Origin of the sequence: Streptomyces sp. NPDC005761 (genome assembly GCF_040630635.1) — a bacterium.
Classification (GTDB): Bacteria; Actinomycetota; Actinomycetes; order Streptomycetales; family Streptomycetaceae; genus Streptomyces.
In genome coordinates this window covers 103,319-122,296 of sequence record NZ_JBEXXX010000004.1, presented here as the reverse complement: position 1 = coordinate 122,296, position 18,978 = coordinate 103,319, and the positions used below count along the sequence as shown (strand labels likewise).

Sequence of the window (18,978 nt, the reverse complement as noted above, 5' to 3'; positions counted from 1 at the left end):
GCGTCCCCGGAAGGGATTCAGGACGTCTGCGCCTGTCCGGCGCGGGCCCTGGCCGCTGCCAGCTCCGCCGACTCCTTCGGCATGCCGAGGCCGGCGGCCTTCATCGCGAGGCCGACGATCCCGCCGACGAAGACGACGACGATTCCGGCCCAGAAGCCCAGCGGGTTGGCCGCGACCATGAAGACGCCCGCGATGCAGAAGCCGATGAAGGCGATGATGACACCGGTCCAGGCGGCCGGGGTGTGTCCGTGGCTGCTGCCCGCCATGAGTTGCTCCTCGTTGGTGTTGCGCTGTTGGTATCGCTCGGGGTCGCCGCAACCGTGCCGCTGTGGGTGCCGCTGTGCTGCGAGCTCACGGTCATTGTCCCGTACGCGCGGGTACGACGTGAGCTGGGGGGTCATGCCTCGCGCGTCGGGTCCTCGCCGCGGTCCAGCGCCTTCCACAGGTCCTCGGGCCGGTCGGGATCCGGGGCGGTGGGACGGGCCTTGCGGGGGCGCGGGGTGCCGTCGCGCTCGTACCGTCCGGACATCGTGGGCCAGCGGCTGCCGAAGCGCAGGGCGAGGAGCCCGGCGAAGAGGATCAGCAGTCCGCCTGCCGCGGTGACGTAGGGCCAGGCGGTGTGGCCGAGGGCCTCGATCGTGGCGGAGGTGTCGCCGGTGGACCGGGCGGCCTTCTCGTCGAGTGCGCCGCTGTCGGTGGCGCCGAGGTAGGCGCTCAGCGCGGCGCCGAGCCCGCTGAGGGCCAGCAGCCCCGCGACGGCGAGCCGGCCGGCGCCGCGGACGGCGAAGACGGCGACGAGGGCGGCCAGACCGACTATGGCGAGGGCAGCGGGGACGCCGGTGACGTCCTGCCCCTCGGCTTTCAGTGCCAGGGCGCCGCCGCCGACCACGGCCTTGCCGTCGGCCCAGGTCTGCCCGGAGGCGAGCAGGACGACGGTGGCTCCGGCTGCCCCGAGGAGCAGGCCGGCTGCCAGGCTTCGGCGGCTTCCCGCGCTGTCGGGCGCGGCGGCGGCTTCGGCACGGGGCTGGGGTACGGGGACAGCGCTCACGTACTCCACTATCCCTTACGCCCCCGGACCGGCCGACCGCCCCCCTGGGGGACGGCCCCTCAGCAGGCGCCGAGCCGGTTGGCGGTGTGCACGGCGCGCAGCACCGCCGCGGCCTTGTTGCGGCACTCGGTGTCCTCGGCGACCGGGTCGGAGTCGGCGACGACACCGGCGCCGGCCTGGACGTAGGCCGTGCCGTCCCGCAGCAGCGCGGTGCGGATCGCGATGGCGGTGTCGGAGTCCCCGGCGAAGTCGAGATAGCCGACGCAGCCGCCGTACAGTCCGCGGCGGGTGGGTTCGAGCTCCTCGATGATCTGCATGGCGCGTGGTTTGGGGGCGCCGGAGAGGGTGCCCGCCGGGAAGCACGCGGTGAGGACGTCGAAGGCGGTGCGGCCCTCGGCGACGCGGCCGGTGACGGTGGACACGATGTGCATCACGTGCGAGTAGCGCTCGATCGACATGAAGTCGACGACCTCGACGCTGCCGGGCTCGCAGACCCGTCCCAGGTCGTTGCGGCCGAGGTCGACGAGCATCAGGTGCTCGGCGCGTTCCTTCGGGTCCGCGAGGAGTTCGTCGGCGAGCGCCTGGTCCTCCTGGGGGGTGGCGCCGCGGTGCCGGGTGCCGGCGATCGGGTGGACCATCGCGCGGCCGTCCTCGACCTTGACGAGGGCCTCGGGGCTGGAGCCCGCGACATCGAAGCCCTCGAAGCGGAAGAGGTACATGTACGGCGAGGGGTTGGTGGCGCGCAGCACCCGGTAGACGTCCAACGCGCTTGCCGTGCACGGGGTTTCGAAGCGCTGGGAGGGCACGACCTGGAAGGCCTCGCCGGCCCGGATGCGCTCCTTCACGTCCTCGACGGCGTCCTGATAGGCGGGGCCGCCCCACAGCGCGGTGTACGGCGGGAGCTCGGAGGGCGGGAGGGCGGCGGGGGCGTTCTCGACGGGGCGGCTCAGGTCCCGCTCCATGGCGTCGAGCCGGGCGACGGCGTCCGTGTACGCCTCGTCGACGCCGGTGGCCAGGTCGTTGTGGTTGATCGCGTTGGCGATGAGCAGGACGCTGCCGTCCCAGTGGTCGAGGACCGCGAGGTCGGAGGTGAGCAGCATCGTCAGCTCGGGGAGCTTCAGATCGTCACCGCCGCTCTCGCCGATCTTCTCCAGCCGGCGCACGATGTCGTAGCCGAGGTAGCCGACCATCCCGCCGGTGAAGGGCGGCAGCCCGGATTCCTGGTCGTGCGGGGTGTGCAGGGTCTCGATGGTCGCGCGCAGGGCCTGGAGCGGGTCGCCGGCCACGGGGACGCCGACCGGCGGGGTACCGAGCCAGTGGGCCTCGCCGTCGCGGGCGGTGAGCGTGGCGGCGCTGCGTACGCCGATGAAGGAGTAGCGCGACCAGGTGCGGCCGTTCTCCGCGGATTCGAGGAGGAAGGTGCCGGTGCGCTCCCCTGCGAGCTTGCGGTAGAGACCGACCGGGGTGTCGCCGTCCGCGAGGAGCCTGCGGGTGACGGGGATGACGCGCCGGTCGACGGCCAGCTTGCGGAACGTGTCGAGGTCCATGGCGGCAGACCCTACTGTCCGAGCGGAAGGACGTCGGCGTCGAAACAGGTGCGGTCGCCCGTGTGGCAGGCGGCACCCGTCTGGTCGACCTTGACCAGGACCGTGTCGGCGTCGCAGTCGAGGGCTACGGACTTGACCAGCTGGATGTGGCCGGAGGTGTCGCCCTTGACCCAGTACTCCCGGCGGCTGCGCGACCAGTAGGTGCAGCGGCCGGTGGTGAGGGTGCGGTGCAGCGCCTCGTCGTCCATCCAGCCGAGCATCAGCACCTCGCCGGTGTCGTACTGCTGGGCGATGGCCGGGACCAGCCCGTCGGCGCCGCGCTTGAGGCGGGCGGCGATGGCGGGGTCGAGGTCGCTGGCGGGCCGGGGCGTGCCGGGCGTGGGCGTGCTGGTCATACGCCCATTGTGCCGTGGTCGGGGAGGCCGTCCGGGCGTGCGTCCACTGGGCGGACGGTGGACGGCGGTCGTACGCTGGCGGGCATGTCGACCCATGCGAAGCGCGAACGACTTCTGCTTGCCGACCTGTTGGAGGCCGTGGGCCCGGAGGCCCCGACGCTCTGCCACGGCTGGACGGCCCGCGATCTGGCGGCCCATGTGGTGGTGAGGGAGCGGCGGCCGGACGCGGCGGCCGGCACCTTGATCGGCCCGCTGAGGAACAGGCGTGACCGGGTCATGACCGAGTTCGCCGAGAAGCCGTACGAGGAACTGATCCAGCTCATCCGTACGGGTCCGCCGCGGATGTCCCCGTTCGGGCTGAAGCAGTTGGACGAGGCGGCGAACACCGTCGAGTTCTACGTGCACACGGAGGATGTCCGCCGCGCCCAGCCGGACTGGTCGGCGCGGGAGCCGGACCCGGTGTTCGCCGACGTCCTGTGGTCGCGTACGGAGAAGGCGGCCAGGGTCCTGGGGCGCAAGGCCCCGGTGGGGCTGGTGCTGCGCCGTCCGGACGGGCAGACGGCGGTCGCGCACAAGGGCACCCCGGTGGTGACGGTGACGGGCGAGCCGGGCGAGCTGCTGCTGTTCGCGTTCGGGCGGCAGGACGCGGCGCGGGTGGACATGGAGGGCGAGCCGGACGCGATCGGCCGGCTGACGACGGCGAAGCTCGGCATGTAGGCGGACCGCCCGGCGTGCCGCGGCCCGCTACCGCGTGAGAGGCGCGGCGCGGTGCGGCCGCGGCCCGGGCGGCACCGGCGGCTCCCGCCGTCCGGCACGGGAGCCGAGGTGGCCCAGCAGGAACCCGGCGGGGATGGTGACCAGGCCCGGCGTCTGGAGCGGGAACCAGTGGAAGTCGCGGGTCGGGAACAGTGCGATGTGGGTGCCGGAGAACGCGGGTGAGAACACCATCAGGGTCACGATCAGCGGCAGCGTGCCGTAGACGGTCCAGCGCACCCCGCGCGCGTTGAAACCCGGCCGGAACAGCGCGTACAGCAGGACCGGCGGCAGTACGGACGCGGCGGCGGCGAAGGAGAGCGAGAGCAGCACCTGCGGATTGCGGTCGTGCGTGTACATGGACACGTAGACGGCGAGCGCGCCGGTCAGGACGACGGCCAGGCGGGCGCGGAGGATCTCGCGCCCGGCGGACCGGTCGGAGCGGGCGGCCGTACGGGACCGGGCCTTCGCCGCGAAGTCGCGGGCGACGGAGGAGGCGGCGGCCAGGGTGATGCCGGCCACCGCGGCCAGCGTGGTGGCGAACACCGCGCAGGCCACGAACGCGAACAGCAGGCTCTCGCGCGGCCCGTCGGCGCCCGGGTCCAGCGCACCGGTCACCAGCAGCAGCGCGGTGCCGCCTGCCGGGTCCGCTGCCTGGATGACCTTGTGGCCGAGGAGTGCGGACGCACCGAGGCCGACCACGACGACCCCTGCGCACAGGTAGGCCACCGGGGCCGCTGCCCAGACGGTGGCCCGGCGCACGGTCCAGCTGTCGCGCATGGGGTGCAGCCGCATCATGATGTGCGGCATGCAGGCCGCTCCGAGGACCAGGGTCAGCTGGAAGCCGAGGAGATCCAGGGTGCCGGCGAAGGTGTGGCCGAACTGCAGTCCGGGGCGTGCGTAGGACCCGCCGGCACCGCTGCCCTGCTGTGCGGCGTCGAAGAGGGTGAAGGGGTTCCAGCCGTAGCGGGCGAGCACCAGCCCGGCGAGCAGGGTCACCGCGGCCAGCACCACAGCGACCTTGACGATCTGGATGTAGCCGGTGCCGCGCATGCCGCCGACGGCCGAGTAGCAGACCATCAGGGCGCCGCTGGCGACGGTGCAACTGGTGAGCGCGCCGTCGGGCAGCCCGAACACGGAGGCCATGACCCGTCCCGCGGTGGCGAGTTGCACCAGCAGCAGCGGGGCCAGCACGACCAGTGTGGTGATCCCCAGGGCGCGGCGTACGGTCGGATCGCCCAGCCGGTCCGCCAGGAAGTCGCCGAGGGTGAACACGCCCTTGCGGCGCATCGGTTCGGCCAGGATCCGCATCACCAGGACCAGGGAGGCGACCGTGGCGACGGCGAAGAGGATGCCGTCGAATCCGGCGAGGGCGACGGAACCGGTGGTGGAGAGCAGGGTGGCGGCCGAGATGTAGTCACCGGCGATGGCCAGCCCGCTCCCGGCCGGACCGAGGGCGGAGCCGCCGCCCGCGTAGAAGTGTTCCGGGTCGTCCTGGTCCGCCGCGGCCAGCCCGCACAGCAGCAGTGACACGGCGACGAATCCGAGGAAGACGACCACGGCCAGGGACCGCGCGTCGAAGCCGCCGCTCACCGGCGCGTTCCCGGAGCCGGGACACAGCTGGCGGCAGGTGCGCAGGCGCCCGCGGTGACGCGGGGCGCGCGAGGGATCGAGGGCACTGAAGGCATGCCGGCCACGGCATCAGGCGCCCGGGCCCGCGTACAGCGGGTGGGGCGGGTGCGCTGCGTGGGTACAGCCGGTACGGGCCGGATCTGTGCGCGAGCACATCGCGCAGGCCGCCGGACGGGGGCAGGCGGTGGACGAGGCCGCGCGGGAACACTTGGCTCGGGCCGCTCGCGGGACACAGACGGTGCGGACAAGGCGGTGCGCGAGCATACGGCTCGGGGCCGCTCGGTGGACGCCGACGGTACGGACGAGGCCACGCGCCAACACACGGCGCGGGGCCGCTCGGTGGACGCCGACGGCACGAACGAGGCCACGCGTCAGGACAACGCGCAGACCACTCACGTACGGTCGGCGCGGCCGTGCGTGAGCGCCTCGCGCACGCTGCCGTCGGGGCAGGCGCACGCCCGCCGGCGAGCAGCGTGGCGGGGGCGCTTCCCCGCTCTCAGCCCGTCGAGGAGCGCGCGGAGCGGGTGCCCGTCGGCGAGCGCGCCGAGCAGGTGCCCGTCGGCGAGCGCGCCGAGCAGGTGCCCGTCGGCGAGCGCGCCGAGCAGGTGCCCGTCGGGGAGCGCGCGGAGCAGGTGCCCGCCGGGGAGCGCGCGAGCGGGGGCACTCCCCCGCTCTCAGCCCGCCAGCAGGCGGCGGGCCGCCAGGGCGAGGGAGACCTCGACGGCGTCGGACGGGCGGGTCAGACAGCGGCCGGTCAGCTGCTCGAAGCGGCGCAACCGGTTCAGGACCGTGTTGCGGTGGCAGTACAGCCGGGCCCCCGCCCGCTGCGCGGAGCCGTCCGAGTCGAGCCACGCCGTGAGCGTCTCGATGATCACGTCCCGGTCGGCCGGGTCCAGCCGGTCCAGCGGCCCCAGCACCCGCGCCGCCAGGGCCGCACCGAGTCCCGGGGACGAGACGACCAGCGCGGCGGGCAGTTGCTCGTCGAGCAGGACGACCCCTCCCCCGGCCGGACAGGCCCGCAGGGCGGTCTCGGCGAGCCGCCGGGCGTCCCCGATGGCAGCCAGCCCGTCGACGACCGAGCTGATGCCGACCCGTGTGCCGGGCGGGGCGGACAACGAGGCTGCCAGCGCGGCGAGTCCGGTGTCGCCGTCGACCGCACCGGCGGGTGCTTCGTGGCCCTCGGCGGTCGCGGATCCGGTCGCCGTGTCGGTGAGCGGGCAGGCAGGGTCCGCCTCCCCCTCGTTCCAGGCCAGCGGAAGGATGGCGAACTCCGCGTCCGGGCCCGGGTGCCAGAGCGCGTCCGTCCCGGCGGGCAGCGTCATCGGCGGCTGCGCGGTGCCGTGCGGGGCGCGGCGGGCGGCGGAGACCGCGAGCACCGCGTACCTGCCGTGCTCCGGCAGCCCCAGCATCGCTGCGGCGTCCGGCAGTTCGGCGATCTGCGCGGTGCCGTCCAGCAGCGCCGCCGTCATCAGGCGCTGGCGGTTCTCCCGCCGCCAGGTCAGCCTGCGCTCGGTCTGGCGGTAGGCGTCCGCGACGACTCCGCAGTGCTCGTCCACGAAGTTCCAGACGTCCGCCGCGACATGCACCAGCAGCCGGATGTCCTCGGGGTGGCGGCGAGCGGTGTCGTCCACCAGGTCCTGCCAGACCATCGCACCGCCCATCCGGAAGGCGTGCAGGACCGCGTCGAGCGGCAGGCCCTGCTCGGCACGGACCTCGCCGATCCGCCGGGAGGTGCGGTGGGCGGCCTCCCGGAACTCCCGGGGCTGGATGAGCGATCCGACGTTGTGCCGCAGCGAGTGGTGAACCTCCTGCCAGATCTCCGACGCGTCGGCCTCGATGGCCGAACGATAGGCGGGCTCCTGTTCGCGCAGCGCCTCGACGAGCCGGTCCGTCAGCTCCGGCAGCCCCTCGATCAGCACCCGGGCAGCGCGGTGCAGTACGGCGACGGCCTCTCGATCGGCCAGCGAACGGAAGCGGCGTGGCATCGGAGCGACGGGGGGCGGCCCGTGCAGCACCCTGACCCGTGAACGTACGACCTGCGGCATGGCGGCCTCCACCGGGATTCGGCCGGCTCCGGAATACGGCCGGCTCCGGTTCACCCAGCCCGGCATTGGGCATGAGCACACCGAATCATCCTGACGCCCGCAGAATGGCATACCGCCCAGTCGGTACCTAGAGGTTTGCGGCGTTCTTCTCATCACGGTCCTGCAACCTCTCGGACTCGGAGCCGAAACCCGAGCCCTTCGCCGGAGGCTGTTCAGCGGTCCAGCAACCTGGCCAGCTCGGTCCTGGACCGCACTCCGAGCGCGGCGAACACATTGCGCAGATGGTGGTCGACGGTCCGGGTGCTCACCGAGAGCCGCAGCGCCACCTCACGGTTGGTGGCCCCCTCCGCGACGCACCGGGCGATGCGCTGCTGCTGCGGGGTCAGCGCGGCCAGCGGATGCGTGCCGCCCGCCGAGGCCGAGCCCTCCACGGCCTCCCCGGCGGCCCGCAGCTCTCCGCTCGCCCTGTCCGTCCAGGCACGCGCGCCGCACCGTTCGAAGGCGACCAGGGCGTCCCGCAGCGGCCCCCTTGCCTCCCGGGTGCGGCGGCGCCGACGCAGCCACGCCCCGTACAGCAGTTGGGTGCGGGCGCGTTCGAAGTCGCCGCCCGCGCGGTCGTGGTGGGCGAGCGCCTCCTCGTACCGTCCCGCCACATCGGCCGGTGCCGCCAACAGGGCGCGGCAGCGGGCCAGCTGGGCGGGGGCCTGGGGATCGGTGGTGCGCGTGACCCACACGGCGAACTCCGCCACGGCGTCGGCGACCGGGTCCGCTCCCCTGCCCCGGTCCGCCCGTCCGGCCAGGACGGACGCCTCGACGTAGCACGGTACGGCGAGCATCCGGGTGGCGAAGTGCCCGCGCCTGGGGCCGGGCCGCACGAGCGGGTCGAGCCGGGCCGCGGCCTCGCCGGAGCGCCCCGCCGCCAGGTCCGCGCGGGCGAGTGCCCAGGTGGCGAGGGTCGCGGCCTGGGCGAGTCCGTGGGGTCCGGCCCCGGCGAGGGCCGCGTCGGCATGGGCGGTACAGGCCTCCGCGCCGCCCTCGACGGAAGCGGTGAGGGCGAGCACGGCGTGCAGGTGGGATGCGGTGTTGGGCTGTCCGGTACGCCGGGCGGCGTGCAGGCCCTCCAGCGCGTGGGCGCGGGCGGGGGCGTGGCGGCCGGCCCGGAGCTCGGCGTACGCCAGGTGTTCCAGGGCCTGCGGCAGCAGGGCCTCGGGGCCGGCCGACCGTACGGCGGCGAGGGCGCGGGTCCCGAGCCGGCAGGCGGCGTCGATGTCGCCCAGCACCAGGGCGGAGACGCCGCCGCGGAGCAGCGGGGCCGATCCCTCCGCCCGGCCGGCCGCGTCGAGGCAGCGGCGCAGCAGTGCCTGCCCCTCGGCGATGCGTCCGCACAGCACCGCGCTCATGCCATCGCAGTATTGGGCGAGGGCCGGATCGGACGCGGAGCCCGGGATCCGGCTCATGGCGTCGAGGTACGCCAGCGCGTCCCCCATCGCCCAGGCCGCCTCGGCGGCACCGAGGCGGGCGTCGAGGGCGCGGCGCGGGTCGTGCGGAGCGAGCAGCGCCGCAGCGGTGAGGAGGGCCTCATGGGCGTCGGCGGCGGGCCCGTCGCGCAGGGCGAGCAGTCCGCGCACCAGATGCGCGCCGTCGTGTGCGGGGCGGGCGCCGGCCCGGGCCAGCAGCGCACGGGCCCTGCCCGCGTCACCCGCGAGCCGGGTGTGCTCGGCGGCGGCGGCGAACCGCGCGGCCCGCACCGCTTCGTCGGTGGTGAGCACCGCGGCACGGGCGAGCGCGGCCGCCCGCTCGGCATGCGGGCGCGGAGCCACGGCCGCAGCCTCCAGCGCGTCGGCCAGCCCGTCGTCGGGCCCCGCGGCGGCACAGGCACGCTGGACGAGCGCGGGCAGCACGGACGGCCCGGCCGCACGGTGCCCCGGTCCGGACCGGGACGTGCCCTGTTGAGGGGGCAGCGGCGTTCCGGGCCAGGTGGCACCGCCGTGGACCGGAACGGGGGCAGGGGCGGGGGCGGGTGCAATCGCGCGGGACTCGGCGGGAACACGGCCAGGGACGGGACCGGCCGCACGGGCGTCACCGGGAACAGGGCCGGGGGCGGAACCGGAACCAGCCGCACGGACGCCCCCGAGGCCAGGACCAGGCACCGGACCGGCCGCACGAGCGTCCCCAGGGGCACGGCCGGGCACGGAACCGGCCGTACGGGTGTCACCTGGACGCAGGCCGGCAGCGGCCGCCCAGCCGTCGTCCGGGCGGAGTCCGGAGTCGGTCACCGGGACTTCGCCCGGAAGCAGACTCGGAGCGGTCACCGGGCCGTCACCCGCCCGGAAGCCGGAACTTGTCGCCCGGCCGCCGTCGCCGGGGCGGGAACCAGCTGCCGTCAGGTACGGAACCCCCGCCCCGGTCCGGGAGGCCGGGCCGCCGGAGCGCCCTTCCCCGCCTCCAGGTCCGGCCGCCCGTCGCCCGGGCCGGCGGACGCGTCCCCGGGCGCCGGCCGGGGCGGTCGTCAGCAGGGTGGCGAGCAGTCCGTGCACTGCTCGGCGATGCTGCGGGGAGGCGCTGTGCAGGACCGCCCGGCGCACCAGGGGGTGGCTGAAGTGGAGGCGGTCGCCCGCCCGTTGGAGGGCCCCGGCGGTCCCGGCCGGGGTGAGCAGGGCCTGGTCGAGCACGGCGGGGCCGAGGCCGGCCGAGGCGGCCGCGCGAAGCAGGAGGGCCATGTCCGCTCCTGCCCCCTCCGGCTCGTGCTCCTGCGCCGCGGCCGCGAGCAGGAGCAGCGTGCGGGTTTCCGGGGGCAGCCCGTCGAGGCGGGCGGCGTGCGCGTCGAGAACATCCTCCGCGCCGGGCAGTGGCCAGGGCGGCGGGGTGCGTCCGGCGAGTTGGCCGGGGGTCAGCCGGGCGGCCAGTCCGGCGAGCAGCCGGGGGTTGCCGGCCGCCTCCCGCAGGAGTTCGCCGCGGACCACGGGGTCGAGCTGCTCCCCGACGCCGGTCGCGTCGGTGATCCGGTCCAGGAGGGCCGCCGCCGCGTCGTCGTCCAGGGGGCCCAGCCGGAGCGCGGGCAGTCCGGCGAAGCTCGTCTCGTCACCGGAACCGATCACCACCGCGACCCGGCTGCCCGCGCCGAGCCTGCGGGCCGCGAAGACGAGGGCGGCGCGCGAATCGGGGTCCCAGGCGTGCCCGTCGTCCACGCACACCAACAACGGGCGGGCGGAGCCGAGTTCTCGCAGCAGCACGAGAAGCGCCGTGGGAGTGATGCCGTCGCGCAGCACCCTGTCGGGCGGCAGCGGAAGCGGGCCCGGCGCGGAGCAGAGCAGGGCGTGCAGCCCGCTGTACGGCAGCCGCTGCTCGTCGGGGGCCGCGGTGGCGGACAGGACCGGGCCGGCACGCCGCTCGCGGTGCGCGGCCACGGCGCTGTCCAGGAGCGCGGTGCGGCCGGTGCCGGGCAGCGCGGTCAGTACCAGCGAGCCGCCGTCACCCCTGTGCAGCCGCGCCAACAGGGTGTCGAGGATGGCGAGTTCACCGCTGCGGCCGTACAGCCGGAGCGGACTGTGCACGGTCGTCGATGGAGTCACACCAGCACGTTACTTCCGCGTATACAGCGCCGGAAGATGTGCGTCCGGCCCCTCCCCGCCCCCGGCCGGTTGCGGGGCACCCTCCCAAGGCGAGCCGCATCTCGCTGTGCACGCGCACAAGGCGGGCCTGCTCTCGCGCGCGCCGCCCGTAACGTCGGGCCATGACTGATGAATTCCGTACGGACGACGGCCTGACGCTGCGGTACTGGTCCTGGTCCCGCGGGCCCCGGAGCGGGCTGCCCCCCGTGCTTCTGCTGCACGGTTTCGCCGCCCATGCCCGGCTGAACTGGGAAGGCCCCGGTGTGGTCGAGGCCCTGGTCGCCCGGGGCCGCCACGTATACGCCCTCGACGCCCGGGGACACGGTTCGTCGGACAAGCCGCACGACGACTCCCTGTACGGCGAGTCGCTGATGGCCCGGGACGTGCGACAGCTGATCGACCGCACCGGTTCCGGGGAAGTGCATCTGGCGGGCTATTCGATGGGGGCGGTCGTGGCGCTGCTCGCGGCCGCCGATGACGAGCGGATCACCCGGCTGGTGGTCGGCGGGATCGGCGCGGGCGCGGTGGAGCTGGGCGGGCTGGACACCCGGGCCATGCCTCCGGAGCTGGTGGCGGCCGCCCTGACGGCCGAGGACGCGGCCGACGCCCCCGAGCGGACCCGGGGCTTCCGGATCCTGGCCGACACCACGGGCTCCGACCGGCTGGCCCTCGCGGCTCAGCTCCGCTCGCTGCACCGGGCGCCGCTGCCGCTGGACCGGATCCGGATACCCACCCTGGTTCTCGCCGGGGCGGGCGATCCCCTGGCCGCGCGGCCCGAGGTGCTGGCCGGCGCCCTCGCGGGGTCGCGGCTGACGGTGCTGCCCGGCGACCATCTCACGGTTGTCCGCGATCCCGGGTTCGCCGCCTCCGTCGCCGGGTTCCTCACCGAGGACGACTGACGCGCCACGGCGGGGTCGCCCGACGGCGAAGGGCCGGACCGCCGTGCGCGGTCCGGCCCTCACCCCTTGTCGGAGCCTGGAGCTACGAGGTGTGGGGGCAGTTGCCCCGCGACTCGGCGACCGTCAGGCTCACCGACGGCAACGGGCACAGGAACTGCTCGTAGCGGGTGTCATTGTCGATGAAGCGCTTCAGCCACGAAATGCTGTACTTCGCGATCGTCGTGTTGGAGGAGTTCGGGGTGAAGTGCGTGGCTCCGCGGAGCTCCACGTACGCCTTGTCCAGTGTGCTCGGAAGCGACCGGTAGAAGGGTTCCGAGTGGGTGGCGACGGGGGCGATCGTGTCGCCGTCCGCGCCGAAGATCAGCGTGGGTGTACGGACTTCGGGCCAGGTGGTGTCGGTGTTCCAGCCGGTCAGCGGGATCGCCGCCTTGAGCGAGGTGCGGCTCTTGGCCGCCTCCAGGGTGCCGCCACCGCCCATGGAGTGGCCCATCACGCCGAGCCGGGAGGTGTCGATCCGGGTACGCACCGAGCTCGACTTCGTCAGGTAGTCCAGCGCGGCCAGGAGCTGGCGGCCCCGGCTGTCGGGCTGGTCCAGCGTGGTGTTGGTGTCGATGGTGAAGACGACGAAGCCCTGGGAGGCGAGCCGCGGTCCGAGCCAGGCGATGCTCGACTGGTAGGCGGTGAAGCCCGGCGAGATGGCGACCGCGCCGAAGGTGCCGTCCGAGGTGGACGTCGGGTAGTAGATCGTGCCGCCGCCGAATCCGGTGACGCCGAGCGAGGAGACGCTGGTCTGCGAGACCGCGTACGAGCCGCGGCTCGCCTCGATACTGGAGTTGCTGGGGGCCGGGCCTCGCTCGTAGGGGTTGTCGGCGGCCTGGGCGCCCGGCACCAGCGCGGTGCACAGACCCGCGGTGGCGACGGTGGCGGCCAGCAGGCCCTTGACGAGACGGGCGCGGCTCTTCGACATCCGGTGGCGCGAGGAGGTGTCGCCGGAGGGGAGGTGCTGCACGAGGGGGGGTCCTCTCGGTCGTGGCGGGAGCCACGCCGGGCAGGGGCCGAGGGCCCGTCGTCACCGGGGGCCGTTCGGGGTGCACCGCGTGGAACCGCCGTTGTTCTCTGGCGGTCGCCACTTTCGCGGTGCACCCCGGGGGCACACATCGGCAACTTCACCGGCCTTCACGGCCGGTCCCCTCCCGCACGCCCTCAGCGGACGGGGTGTCCGGCCTCCCGCAGGGCACCCTTGACCTCGGAGATCCGCAGATCGCCGAAGTGGAAGACGGATGCGGCGAGGACCGCGTCGGCCCCGGCGTCGATGGCCGGTGCGAAGTCCGCGAGCCGGCCCGCGCCGCCGGAGGCGATGACGGGAACGCTCACGTGCGCCCGCACGGCGGCGATCATCTCGGTGTCGTAGCCGTCCTTCGTGCCGTCGGCGTCCATCGAGTTGAGCAGGATCTCGCCCGCGCCGAGCTCGGCTGCCCGGTGCGCCCACTCGACGGCGTCGATGCCGGTGCCCTTGCGGCCGCCGTGCGTGGTGACCTCGAAGGTGCCCGCGGGGGTGCGCCTGGCGTCCACGGAGAGCACCAGGACCTGGCGGCCGAAGCGCTCGGCGATCTCCCGGATCAGGTCCGGCCGGGCGATGGCCGCGGTGTTGACGCCGACCTTGTCGGCGCCGGCCCGCAGGAGCTTGTCGACGTCGTCCGGGGTACGGACCCCGCCCCCCACGGTGAGCGGGATGAAGACCTGCTCGGCGGTGCGGCGCACCACGTCGTAGGTCGTCTCCCGGTCGCCGCTGGACGCGGTGATGTCGAGGAAGGTCAGCTCGTCGGCGCCCTCGGCGTCGTACAGCTTCGCCATCTCGACGGGGTCACCGGCATCGCGCAGGTTCTGGAAGTTGACGCCCTTGACGACCCGCCCGTTGTCCACGTCGAGGCAGGGGATGACACGTACCGCGAGCGTCATCACGCACCTGCCCGGTAGGCCTCGACCTCGACCTCGACGACCAGGCTCGGGTCGACGAGACCGGACACGATGACCATGGTGGCGGCGGGGCGCACGTCGTCGAACAGCTCCTTGTGGGCGCGGCCGACCTCGTCGGTGTCCCGGGCGTGGGTGACGTACATCCGGGTACGGACGACGTCCGCGCGTCCGAGGCCCAGCTGCTTCAGCCCTTCGAAGGCGACCTCGAAGGAGGTGACGGTCTGCTCGTAGGGGCCGCCTGCGGAGATCGCGCCGCCCACCACCGACGTGCACCCGGCGACCAGCACCAGCCCGTTCGGCAGCTCGACCGCCCGGGAGTAGCCGAACTTCTCCTCCCAGGGGGCGCCGGAGGAGATGCGCTTGACGGAGTCGCTCATACGGAGACCGCCTCCAGCGCCTCTTCGAGGGTGAACGCCTTCGCGTAGAGCGCCTTGCCGACGATGGCGCCCTCGACGCCCGCAGGGACGAGCGAGGCGATGGCCCGCAGGTCGTCGAGCGAGGAGACGCCGCCGGAGGCGACGACCGGCTTGTCCGTGGCCGCGCAGACGTTCTTCAGGAGCTCCAGGTTGGGGCCCTGGAGCGTGCCGTCCTTGGCGATGTCGGTGACGACGTAGCGGGCGCAGCCCTCGGAGTCGAGGCGGGCCAGCGTCTCGTAGAGGTCGCCGCCGTCGCGGGTCCAGCCACGGCCGCGCAGCGTGGTGCCGCGGACGTCGAGGCCGACCGCGATCTTGTCGCCGTGCTCGGCGATGACCTTGGCGACCCACTCGGGGGTCTCCAACGCGGCGGTGCCGAGGTTGACGCGGCGGCAGCCGGTGGCGAGTGCGGCGGCGAGCGTGGCGTCGTCGCGGATGCCGCCGGAGAGCTCGACCTTGATGTCCATGGCGCCGGCCACCTCGGCGATCAGCGCCCGGTTGTCGCCGGTGCCGAAGGCGGCGTCCAGGTCGACGAGGTGCAGCCACTCGGCGCCGGAGCGCTGCCAGGCGAGTGCGGCCTGGAGCGGGGAGCCGTAGGAGGTCTCGGAGCCGGACTCGCCGTGCACCAGGCGGACCGCCTGGCCGTCGCGGACGTCTACGGCGGGGAGCAGTTCAAGCTTCGGCATTACAGCGTCTCGATCCAGTTGGTCAGCAGCTGGGCGCCGGCATCGCCGGACTTCTCGGGGTGGAACTGGGTGGCCCACAGCGCGCCGTTCTCCACGGCCGCCACGAACCGTTCGCCGTGTGTCGCCCAGGTGACCTTGGGGGCACGGATCTTGGCGTTGGTGACTTCGAGGGACCAGTCGTGCGCCGCGTACGAGTGCACGAAGTAGTACCGGGCCTCGGCGTCGAGTCCGGCGAACAACCGGGAGTCCTCGGGCGCCTCGACGGTGTTCCACCCCATGTGCGGGACGACATCGGCCTGGAGCGGGCCGACGGTGCCGGGCCACTCGTCGAGCCCCTCGGTCTCCACGCCGTGCTCGATGCCGCGCTCGAAGAGGATCTGCATGCCGACGCAGATGCCCATGACGGGGCGTCCGCCGGAGAGCCGGCGGCCGATGATCCATTCGCCGCGGGCCTTCTTCAGCCCTTCCATGCAGGCGGAGAACGCACCGACGCCGGGCACCAGCAGCCCGTCGGCGTTCATCGCCGTGTCGAAGTCGCGGGTGATCTCGACGTCGGCGCCGACGTGGGCAAGGGCACGCTCGGCGGACCGGACGTTGCCGAAGCCGTAGTCGAAGACGACGACCTTCTTCTTCGTATCCACGTGTGCTCCCTCAGTCCCAGAGGCCCTGGATCCGCATGACGCCCGCTACCAGGCACATCACGGAGGCGATCCCGAGCAGCACGATGACGCCCTTGGGCATGCCCTGCTTCGAGAAGGAGTAGACCCCGCCGGCCAGGAAGAGGCCGACCAGGATCAGGACGGTGTTGAGGCCGGTCACAGGGCGCCCTTCGTGGAGGGAAGGATGCCTGCGGCGCGCGGGTCGTGTTCGCTGGCGTAGCGAAGGGCGCGGGCGAGCGCCTTGAACTGGCACTCCACGATGTGGTGGGCGTTGCGCCCGTACGGCACGTGGACGTGCAGGGCGATCTGCGCCTGGGCGACGAACGACTCCAGGATGTGCCGGGTCATCGTGGTGTCGTAGGCACCGATCATGGGCGCCATGTTCTCGGGCTCGGTGTGCACCAGGTACGGGCGGCCTGAGAGGTCGACGGTGACCTGGGCGAGCGACTCGTCCAGCGGGACGGTGCAGTTGCCGAAGCGGTAGATGCCGACCTTGTCGCCGAGGGCCTGCTTGAACGCGGCACCGAGTGCGAGGGCGGTGTCCTCGATGGTGTGGTGCGAGTCGATGTGCAGGTCGCCGTCGGTCTTGACCGTGAGGTCGAACAGTCCGTGGCGGCCGAGCTGGTCGAGCATGTGGTCGTAGAAGCCGACCCCGGTCGCGACATCGACCTTGCCGCTGCCGTCGAGGTTGATCTCGACGACGACGGAGGTTTCCTTGGTGGTCCGCTCCACTCTTCCTACGCGGGCCTCGCGAGTCATGCGTCGTGCTCCTTCTTCAGTTCGCGTACCGCATCGAGGAACGCGTCGTTCTCTGCCGGGGTCCCTGCGGAGACCCGCAGCCATCCCGGTACGCCGTTGTCCCGGACCAGGACGCCCCGGTCGAGGATGTGCCGCCAGGCGGTGTGACTGTCGGCGAACCGGCCGAACTGGACGAAGTTGGCGTCCGAGTCGGTGACGTCGAAGCCGAGAGCACGCAGCTCGGTGACGATCCGGTCGCGCTCGCCCTTGAGCTGCGCGACGTACCCGAGGAGCGTATCGGTGTGCTCCAGGGCGGCGAGGGCGGTGGCCTGGGTGACGGAGGACAGGTGGTACGGCAGCCGCACCAGCTGGAGGGCGTCGACGACGGCCGGGTCCGCGGCGAGGTAGCCGAGCCGCAGTCCGGCGGCGCCGAACGCCTTCGACATGGTGCGGGAGAGCACCAGGTGGGGGCGGCCCTCGATCAGCGGGAGCAGCGAGGCGTGGTGGCTGAACTCGCCGTACGCCTCGTCGACCACGACCATCGACGGCCGGGCGGCCTGCGCGGCGTCGTACAGCGCGAGGACGGTCTCCGCGTCGACCGCGGTGCCGGTGGGGTTGTTGGGCGAGGTGATGAAGACGACATCGGGCCGGCGCTCGGCGATGACCGCACGGGCCGCGTCGACGTCGATGGTGAAGTCCTCGTTGCGCGGGCCGGAGATCCAGCCCGTGCCGGTGCCGCGGGCGATGAGGGCGTGCATCGAGTACGAGGGCTCGAAACCGATCGCGGTGCGGCCGGGCCCGCCGAAGGTCTGCAGCAGCTGCTGGAGCACCTCGTTGGAGCCGTTGGCCGCCCATACGTGGGCGCGGGTGACCTCGAGCCCGGCGGTGCGGGTGAGGTAGCGGGCGAGCTCGGTGCGGAGCTCGACCGCGTCCCGGTCGGGGTAGCGGTTGAGGTCGCGGGCGGCCTCGCGGACCCGTTCGGCGATCCGGTCGACGAGTGCGTCGGGGAGCGGGTACGGGTTCTCGTTGGTGTTCAGCCGGACGGGTACGTCGAGCTGGGGCGCCCCGTACGGGGACTGGCCGCGCAGTTCGTCGCGGATCGGGAGGTCGTCCCAGGCGTTGTGCGTGGTGCCGCCGTCCTCGGAGCCGGCGCCCGTGGTGCTGTCGTTCGTCACTGCTGCGGAACCTTCCACCCGAACCTGGCCTTGAGCGCGGCGCCGTGGGCGGGGAGGTCCTCCGCCTCGGCGAGGGTCACCACGTGGTGGGTGACCTCGGCGAGCGCGTCGCGCGTGTAGTCGACGATGTGGATGCCGCGCAGGAAGGACTGCACGGACAGGCCCGAGGAGTGGCAGGCGCAGCCTCCGGTGGGCAGGACGTGGTTCGAGCCGGCGCAGTAGTCGCCGAGGGATACGGGCGACCAGGGTCCGACGAAGATCGCGCCGGCGTTGCGGACGCGGCCGGCGAGGGCGGCCGCGTCGGCGGTCTGGATCTCCAGGTGTTCGGCGGCGTACGCGTCGACGACCGTGAGACCGTCCTCCAGGTCGTTGACCAGGACGATCGCGGACTGCCGGCCGGCCAGTGCGGGCTCGATCCGGTCGGTGACGTGCTTGGTCGCGGCGACCTGCGGCTTCAGCTCGGCCTCGGTGGCGGCGGCGAGCTCCTCGGAGTCGGTGACCAGGACGGCGGCTGCCATCGGATCGTGCTCGGCCTGGCTGATCAGGTCGGCGGCGACGTGGACCGGGTCGGCGGTTGCGTCGGCGAGGATCGCGATCTCGGTGGGGCCGGCCTCGGCGTCGATGCCGATGCGGCCCTTGAGGAGACGCTTGGCGGCGGCGACGTAGATGTTGCCGGGGCCGGTGACGAGGTTGACGGGCAGGCAGTCCTCGGTGCCGTACGCGAACATCGCGATGGCCTGGGAGCCGCCGGCGGCGTACACCTCGTCGACGCCGAGCAGGGCGCAGGCAGCCAGGATCGTGGGGTGCGGCAGGCCGCCGAACTCCTTCTGCGGCGGGGAGGCGACGGCGACGCCCTCGACACCCGCCTCCTGGGCGGGGACCACGTTCATCACGACGGAGGACGGGTAGACCGAACGCCCGCCCGGGACGTACAGCCCGACGCGCTCGACCGGTACCCACTTCTCGGTGACGGTGCCACCGGGCACGACCTGGGTGGTGTGCGTGGTGCGGCGCTGCTCGCGGTGGACGAGGCGGGCCCGGCGGATCGACTCCTCCAGGGCGGCGCGGACGGCGGGGTCGAGCGTGTCCAGCGCACCGGAGATCGCGTCGGCCGGGACCCGGATCGAGCCGAGCCGCACGCCGTCGAGTTTCTCCCCCCAGTCGATCACTGCCGCCGAGCCACGATGGCGTACGTCCTCGCAGATGGGCCGCACCGTCTCCAGGGCGGCTTCCACATCGAACTCGGCACGGGGCAGCAGGTCGCGCAGGGCGCCGCCCTCGGGGAGGGCTTCGCCGCGCAGATCGATTCGAGAGATCACACCGCAATTCTCTCAGACCGCCGCAGACGCCTGGTCGCCCGTATCACTGGCTGATACATGCCCACCGTGTCACGGCTGACT

Annotated in this window: 18 protein-coding genes; 2 read left to right on the top strand and 16 right to left on the bottom strand. The window is 73.6% G+C overall.

Annotation, left to right across the window (positions count from 1 at the left end; genetic code table 11):
• Window positions 1–17: 17 nt before the first annotated feature.
• The 4 genes from ABZ434_RS05870 to hisI all read right to left on the bottom strand — a co-directional run bounded on the left by ABZ434_RS05870 (window position 18) and on the right by hisI (window position 2,990).
• Complete coding sequence (locus ABZ434_RS05870) at window positions 18–266, bottom strand: HGxxPAAW family protein (RefSeq protein ID WP_148022565.1); 249 nt, start codon at window positions 264–266, stop codon at window positions 18–20.
• A gap of 131 nt (window positions 267–397) precedes the next feature.
• The gene (locus tag ABZ434_RS05865) at window positions 398–1,057 is read right to left on the bottom strand and encodes a TIGR02234 family membrane protein (protein WP_359132406.1); all 660 of its coding nucleotides are present in this window, start codon (window positions 1,055–1,057) and stop codon (window positions 398–400) included.
• Between the two features lie 50 nt (window positions 1,058–1,107).
• Complete coding sequence (locus ABZ434_RS05860; protein ID WP_359132405.1) at window positions 1,108–2,595, bottom strand: anthranilate synthase component I; 1,488 nt, start codon at window positions 2,593–2,595, stop codon at window positions 1,108–1,110.
• 11 nt (window positions 2,596–2,606) lie between these two features.
• On the bottom strand, window positions 2,607–2,990 hold the full coding sequence (gene hisI, locus ABZ434_RS05855) for a phosphoribosyl-AMP cyclohydrolase (protein ID WP_359132403.1): 384 nt from the start codon (window positions 2,988–2,990) through the stop codon (window positions 2,607–2,609).
• A gap of 84 nt (window positions 2,991–3,074) precedes the next feature.
• Between hisI and ABZ434_RS05850 the strand changes: the two genes are divergently transcribed.
• Window positions 3,075–3,707, top strand: a complete 633-nt coding sequence (locus tag ABZ434_RS05850; RefSeq protein ID WP_359132402.1) for a TIGR03085 family metal-binding protein — start codon at window positions 3,075–3,077, stop codon at window positions 3,705–3,707.
• A gap of 27 nt (window positions 3,708–3,734) precedes the next feature.
• Here the strand turns inward: ABZ434_RS05850 and ABZ434_RS05845 are convergent, their stop codons facing one another.
• The 3 genes from ABZ434_RS05845 to ABZ434_RS05835 form a co-directional block, all read right to left on the bottom strand.
• Window positions 3,735–5,336, bottom strand: coding sequence for a cation acetate symporter (locus ABZ434_RS05845; protein WP_359132401.1), 1,602 nt, complete (start codon window positions 5,334–5,336; stop codon window positions 3,735–3,737).
• Window positions 5,337–6,049: 713 nt separating this feature from the next.
• The gene (locus tag ABZ434_RS05840) at window positions 6,050–7,420 is read right to left on the bottom strand and encodes a helix-turn-helix domain-containing protein (RefSeq protein WP_359132400.1); all 1,371 of its coding nucleotides are present in this window, start codon (window positions 7,418–7,420) and stop codon (window positions 6,050–6,052) included.
• Window positions 7,421–7,632: 212 nt separating this feature from the next.
• Window positions 7,633–10,992 (bottom strand): LuxR family transcriptional regulator, encoded by a 3,360-nt coding sequence (locus ABZ434_RS05835; RefSeq protein ID WP_359132397.1) that lies wholly within the window; start codon window positions 10,990–10,992, stop codon window positions 7,633–7,635.
• Between the two features lie 161 nt (window positions 10,993–11,153).
• Here ABZ434_RS05835 and ABZ434_RS05830 point away from each other — a divergent pair, with 161 nt between their 5' ends.
• Window positions 11,154–11,930 (top strand): alpha/beta fold hydrolase, encoded by a 777-nt coding sequence (locus ABZ434_RS05830; protein ID WP_359132395.1) that lies wholly within the window; start codon window positions 11,154–11,156, stop codon window positions 11,928–11,930.
• 82 nt (window positions 11,931–12,012) lie between these two features.
• Here ABZ434_RS05830 and ABZ434_RS05825 read toward each other — a convergent pair whose 3' ends face one another.
• From ABZ434_RS05825 to hisD, 9 genes are all read right to left on the bottom strand, one after another.
• Entirely contained in the window at window positions 12,013–12,897 is an 885-nt protein-coding gene (locus ABZ434_RS05825; RefSeq protein WP_359132576.1) for an alpha/beta hydrolase, read from the bottom strand.
• 236 nt (window positions 12,898–13,133) lie between these two features.
• Entirely contained in the window at window positions 13,134–13,889 is a 756-nt protein-coding gene (hisF, locus tag ABZ434_RS05820; RefSeq protein WP_359132393.1) for an imidazole glycerol phosphate synthase subunit HisF, read from the bottom strand.
• The gene (locus ABZ434_RS05815; protein WP_359132391.1) at window positions 13,889–14,284 is read right to left on the bottom strand and encodes a RidA family protein; all 396 of its coding nucleotides are present in this window, start codon (window positions 14,282–14,284) and stop codon (window positions 13,889–13,891) included. The genes hisF and ABZ434_RS05815 overlap by 1 nt, the downstream gene beginning before the upstream one ends.
• A complete protein-coding gene (gene priA, locus ABZ434_RS05810; protein WP_148017770.1) occupies window positions 14,281–15,006 on the bottom strand; it encodes a bifunctional 1-(5-phosphoribosyl)-5-((5-phosphoribosylamino)methylideneamino)imidazole-4-carboxamide isomerase/phosphoribosylanthranilate isomerase PriA in 726 nt (241 codons plus the stop codon). The genes ABZ434_RS05815 and priA overlap by 4 nt, the downstream gene beginning before the upstream one ends.
• Window positions 15,006–15,647: an imidazole glycerol phosphate synthase subunit HisH gene (gene hisH, locus ABZ434_RS05805; RefSeq protein ID WP_359083251.1), complete on the bottom strand. Its 642-nt coding sequence runs from the start codon at window positions 15,645–15,647 to the stop codon at window positions 15,006–15,008. Before hisH ends, priA begins: the two co-directional genes overlap by 1 nt.
• Before the next feature lie 10 nt (window positions 15,648–15,657).
• On the bottom strand, window positions 15,658–15,825 hold the full coding sequence (locus ABZ434_RS05800) for a hypothetical protein (RefSeq protein WP_168713658.1): 168 nt from the start codon (window positions 15,823–15,825) through the stop codon (window positions 15,658–15,660).
• The gene (gene hisB, locus ABZ434_RS05795) at window positions 15,822–16,424 is read right to left on the bottom strand and encodes an imidazoleglycerol-phosphate dehydratase HisB (RefSeq protein WP_136328297.1); all 603 of its coding nucleotides are present in this window, start codon (window positions 16,422–16,424) and stop codon (window positions 15,822–15,824) included. Before hisB ends, ABZ434_RS05800 begins: the two co-directional genes overlap by 4 nt.
• Window positions 16,421–17,578 (bottom strand): histidinol-phosphate transaminase, encoded by a 1,158-nt coding sequence (locus tag ABZ434_RS05790; RefSeq protein ID WP_359132389.1) that lies wholly within the window; start codon window positions 17,576–17,578, stop codon window positions 16,421–16,423. The genes hisB and ABZ434_RS05790 overlap by 4 nt, the downstream gene beginning before the upstream one ends.
• The gene (gene hisD / locus ABZ434_RS05785) at window positions 17,575–18,897 is read right to left on the bottom strand and encodes a histidinol dehydrogenase (protein WP_359132388.1); all 1,323 of its coding nucleotides are present in this window, start codon (window positions 18,895–18,897) and stop codon (window positions 17,575–17,577) included. Before hisD ends, ABZ434_RS05790 begins: the two co-directional genes overlap by 4 nt.
• Window positions 18,898–18,978: the final 81 nt, after the last annotated feature.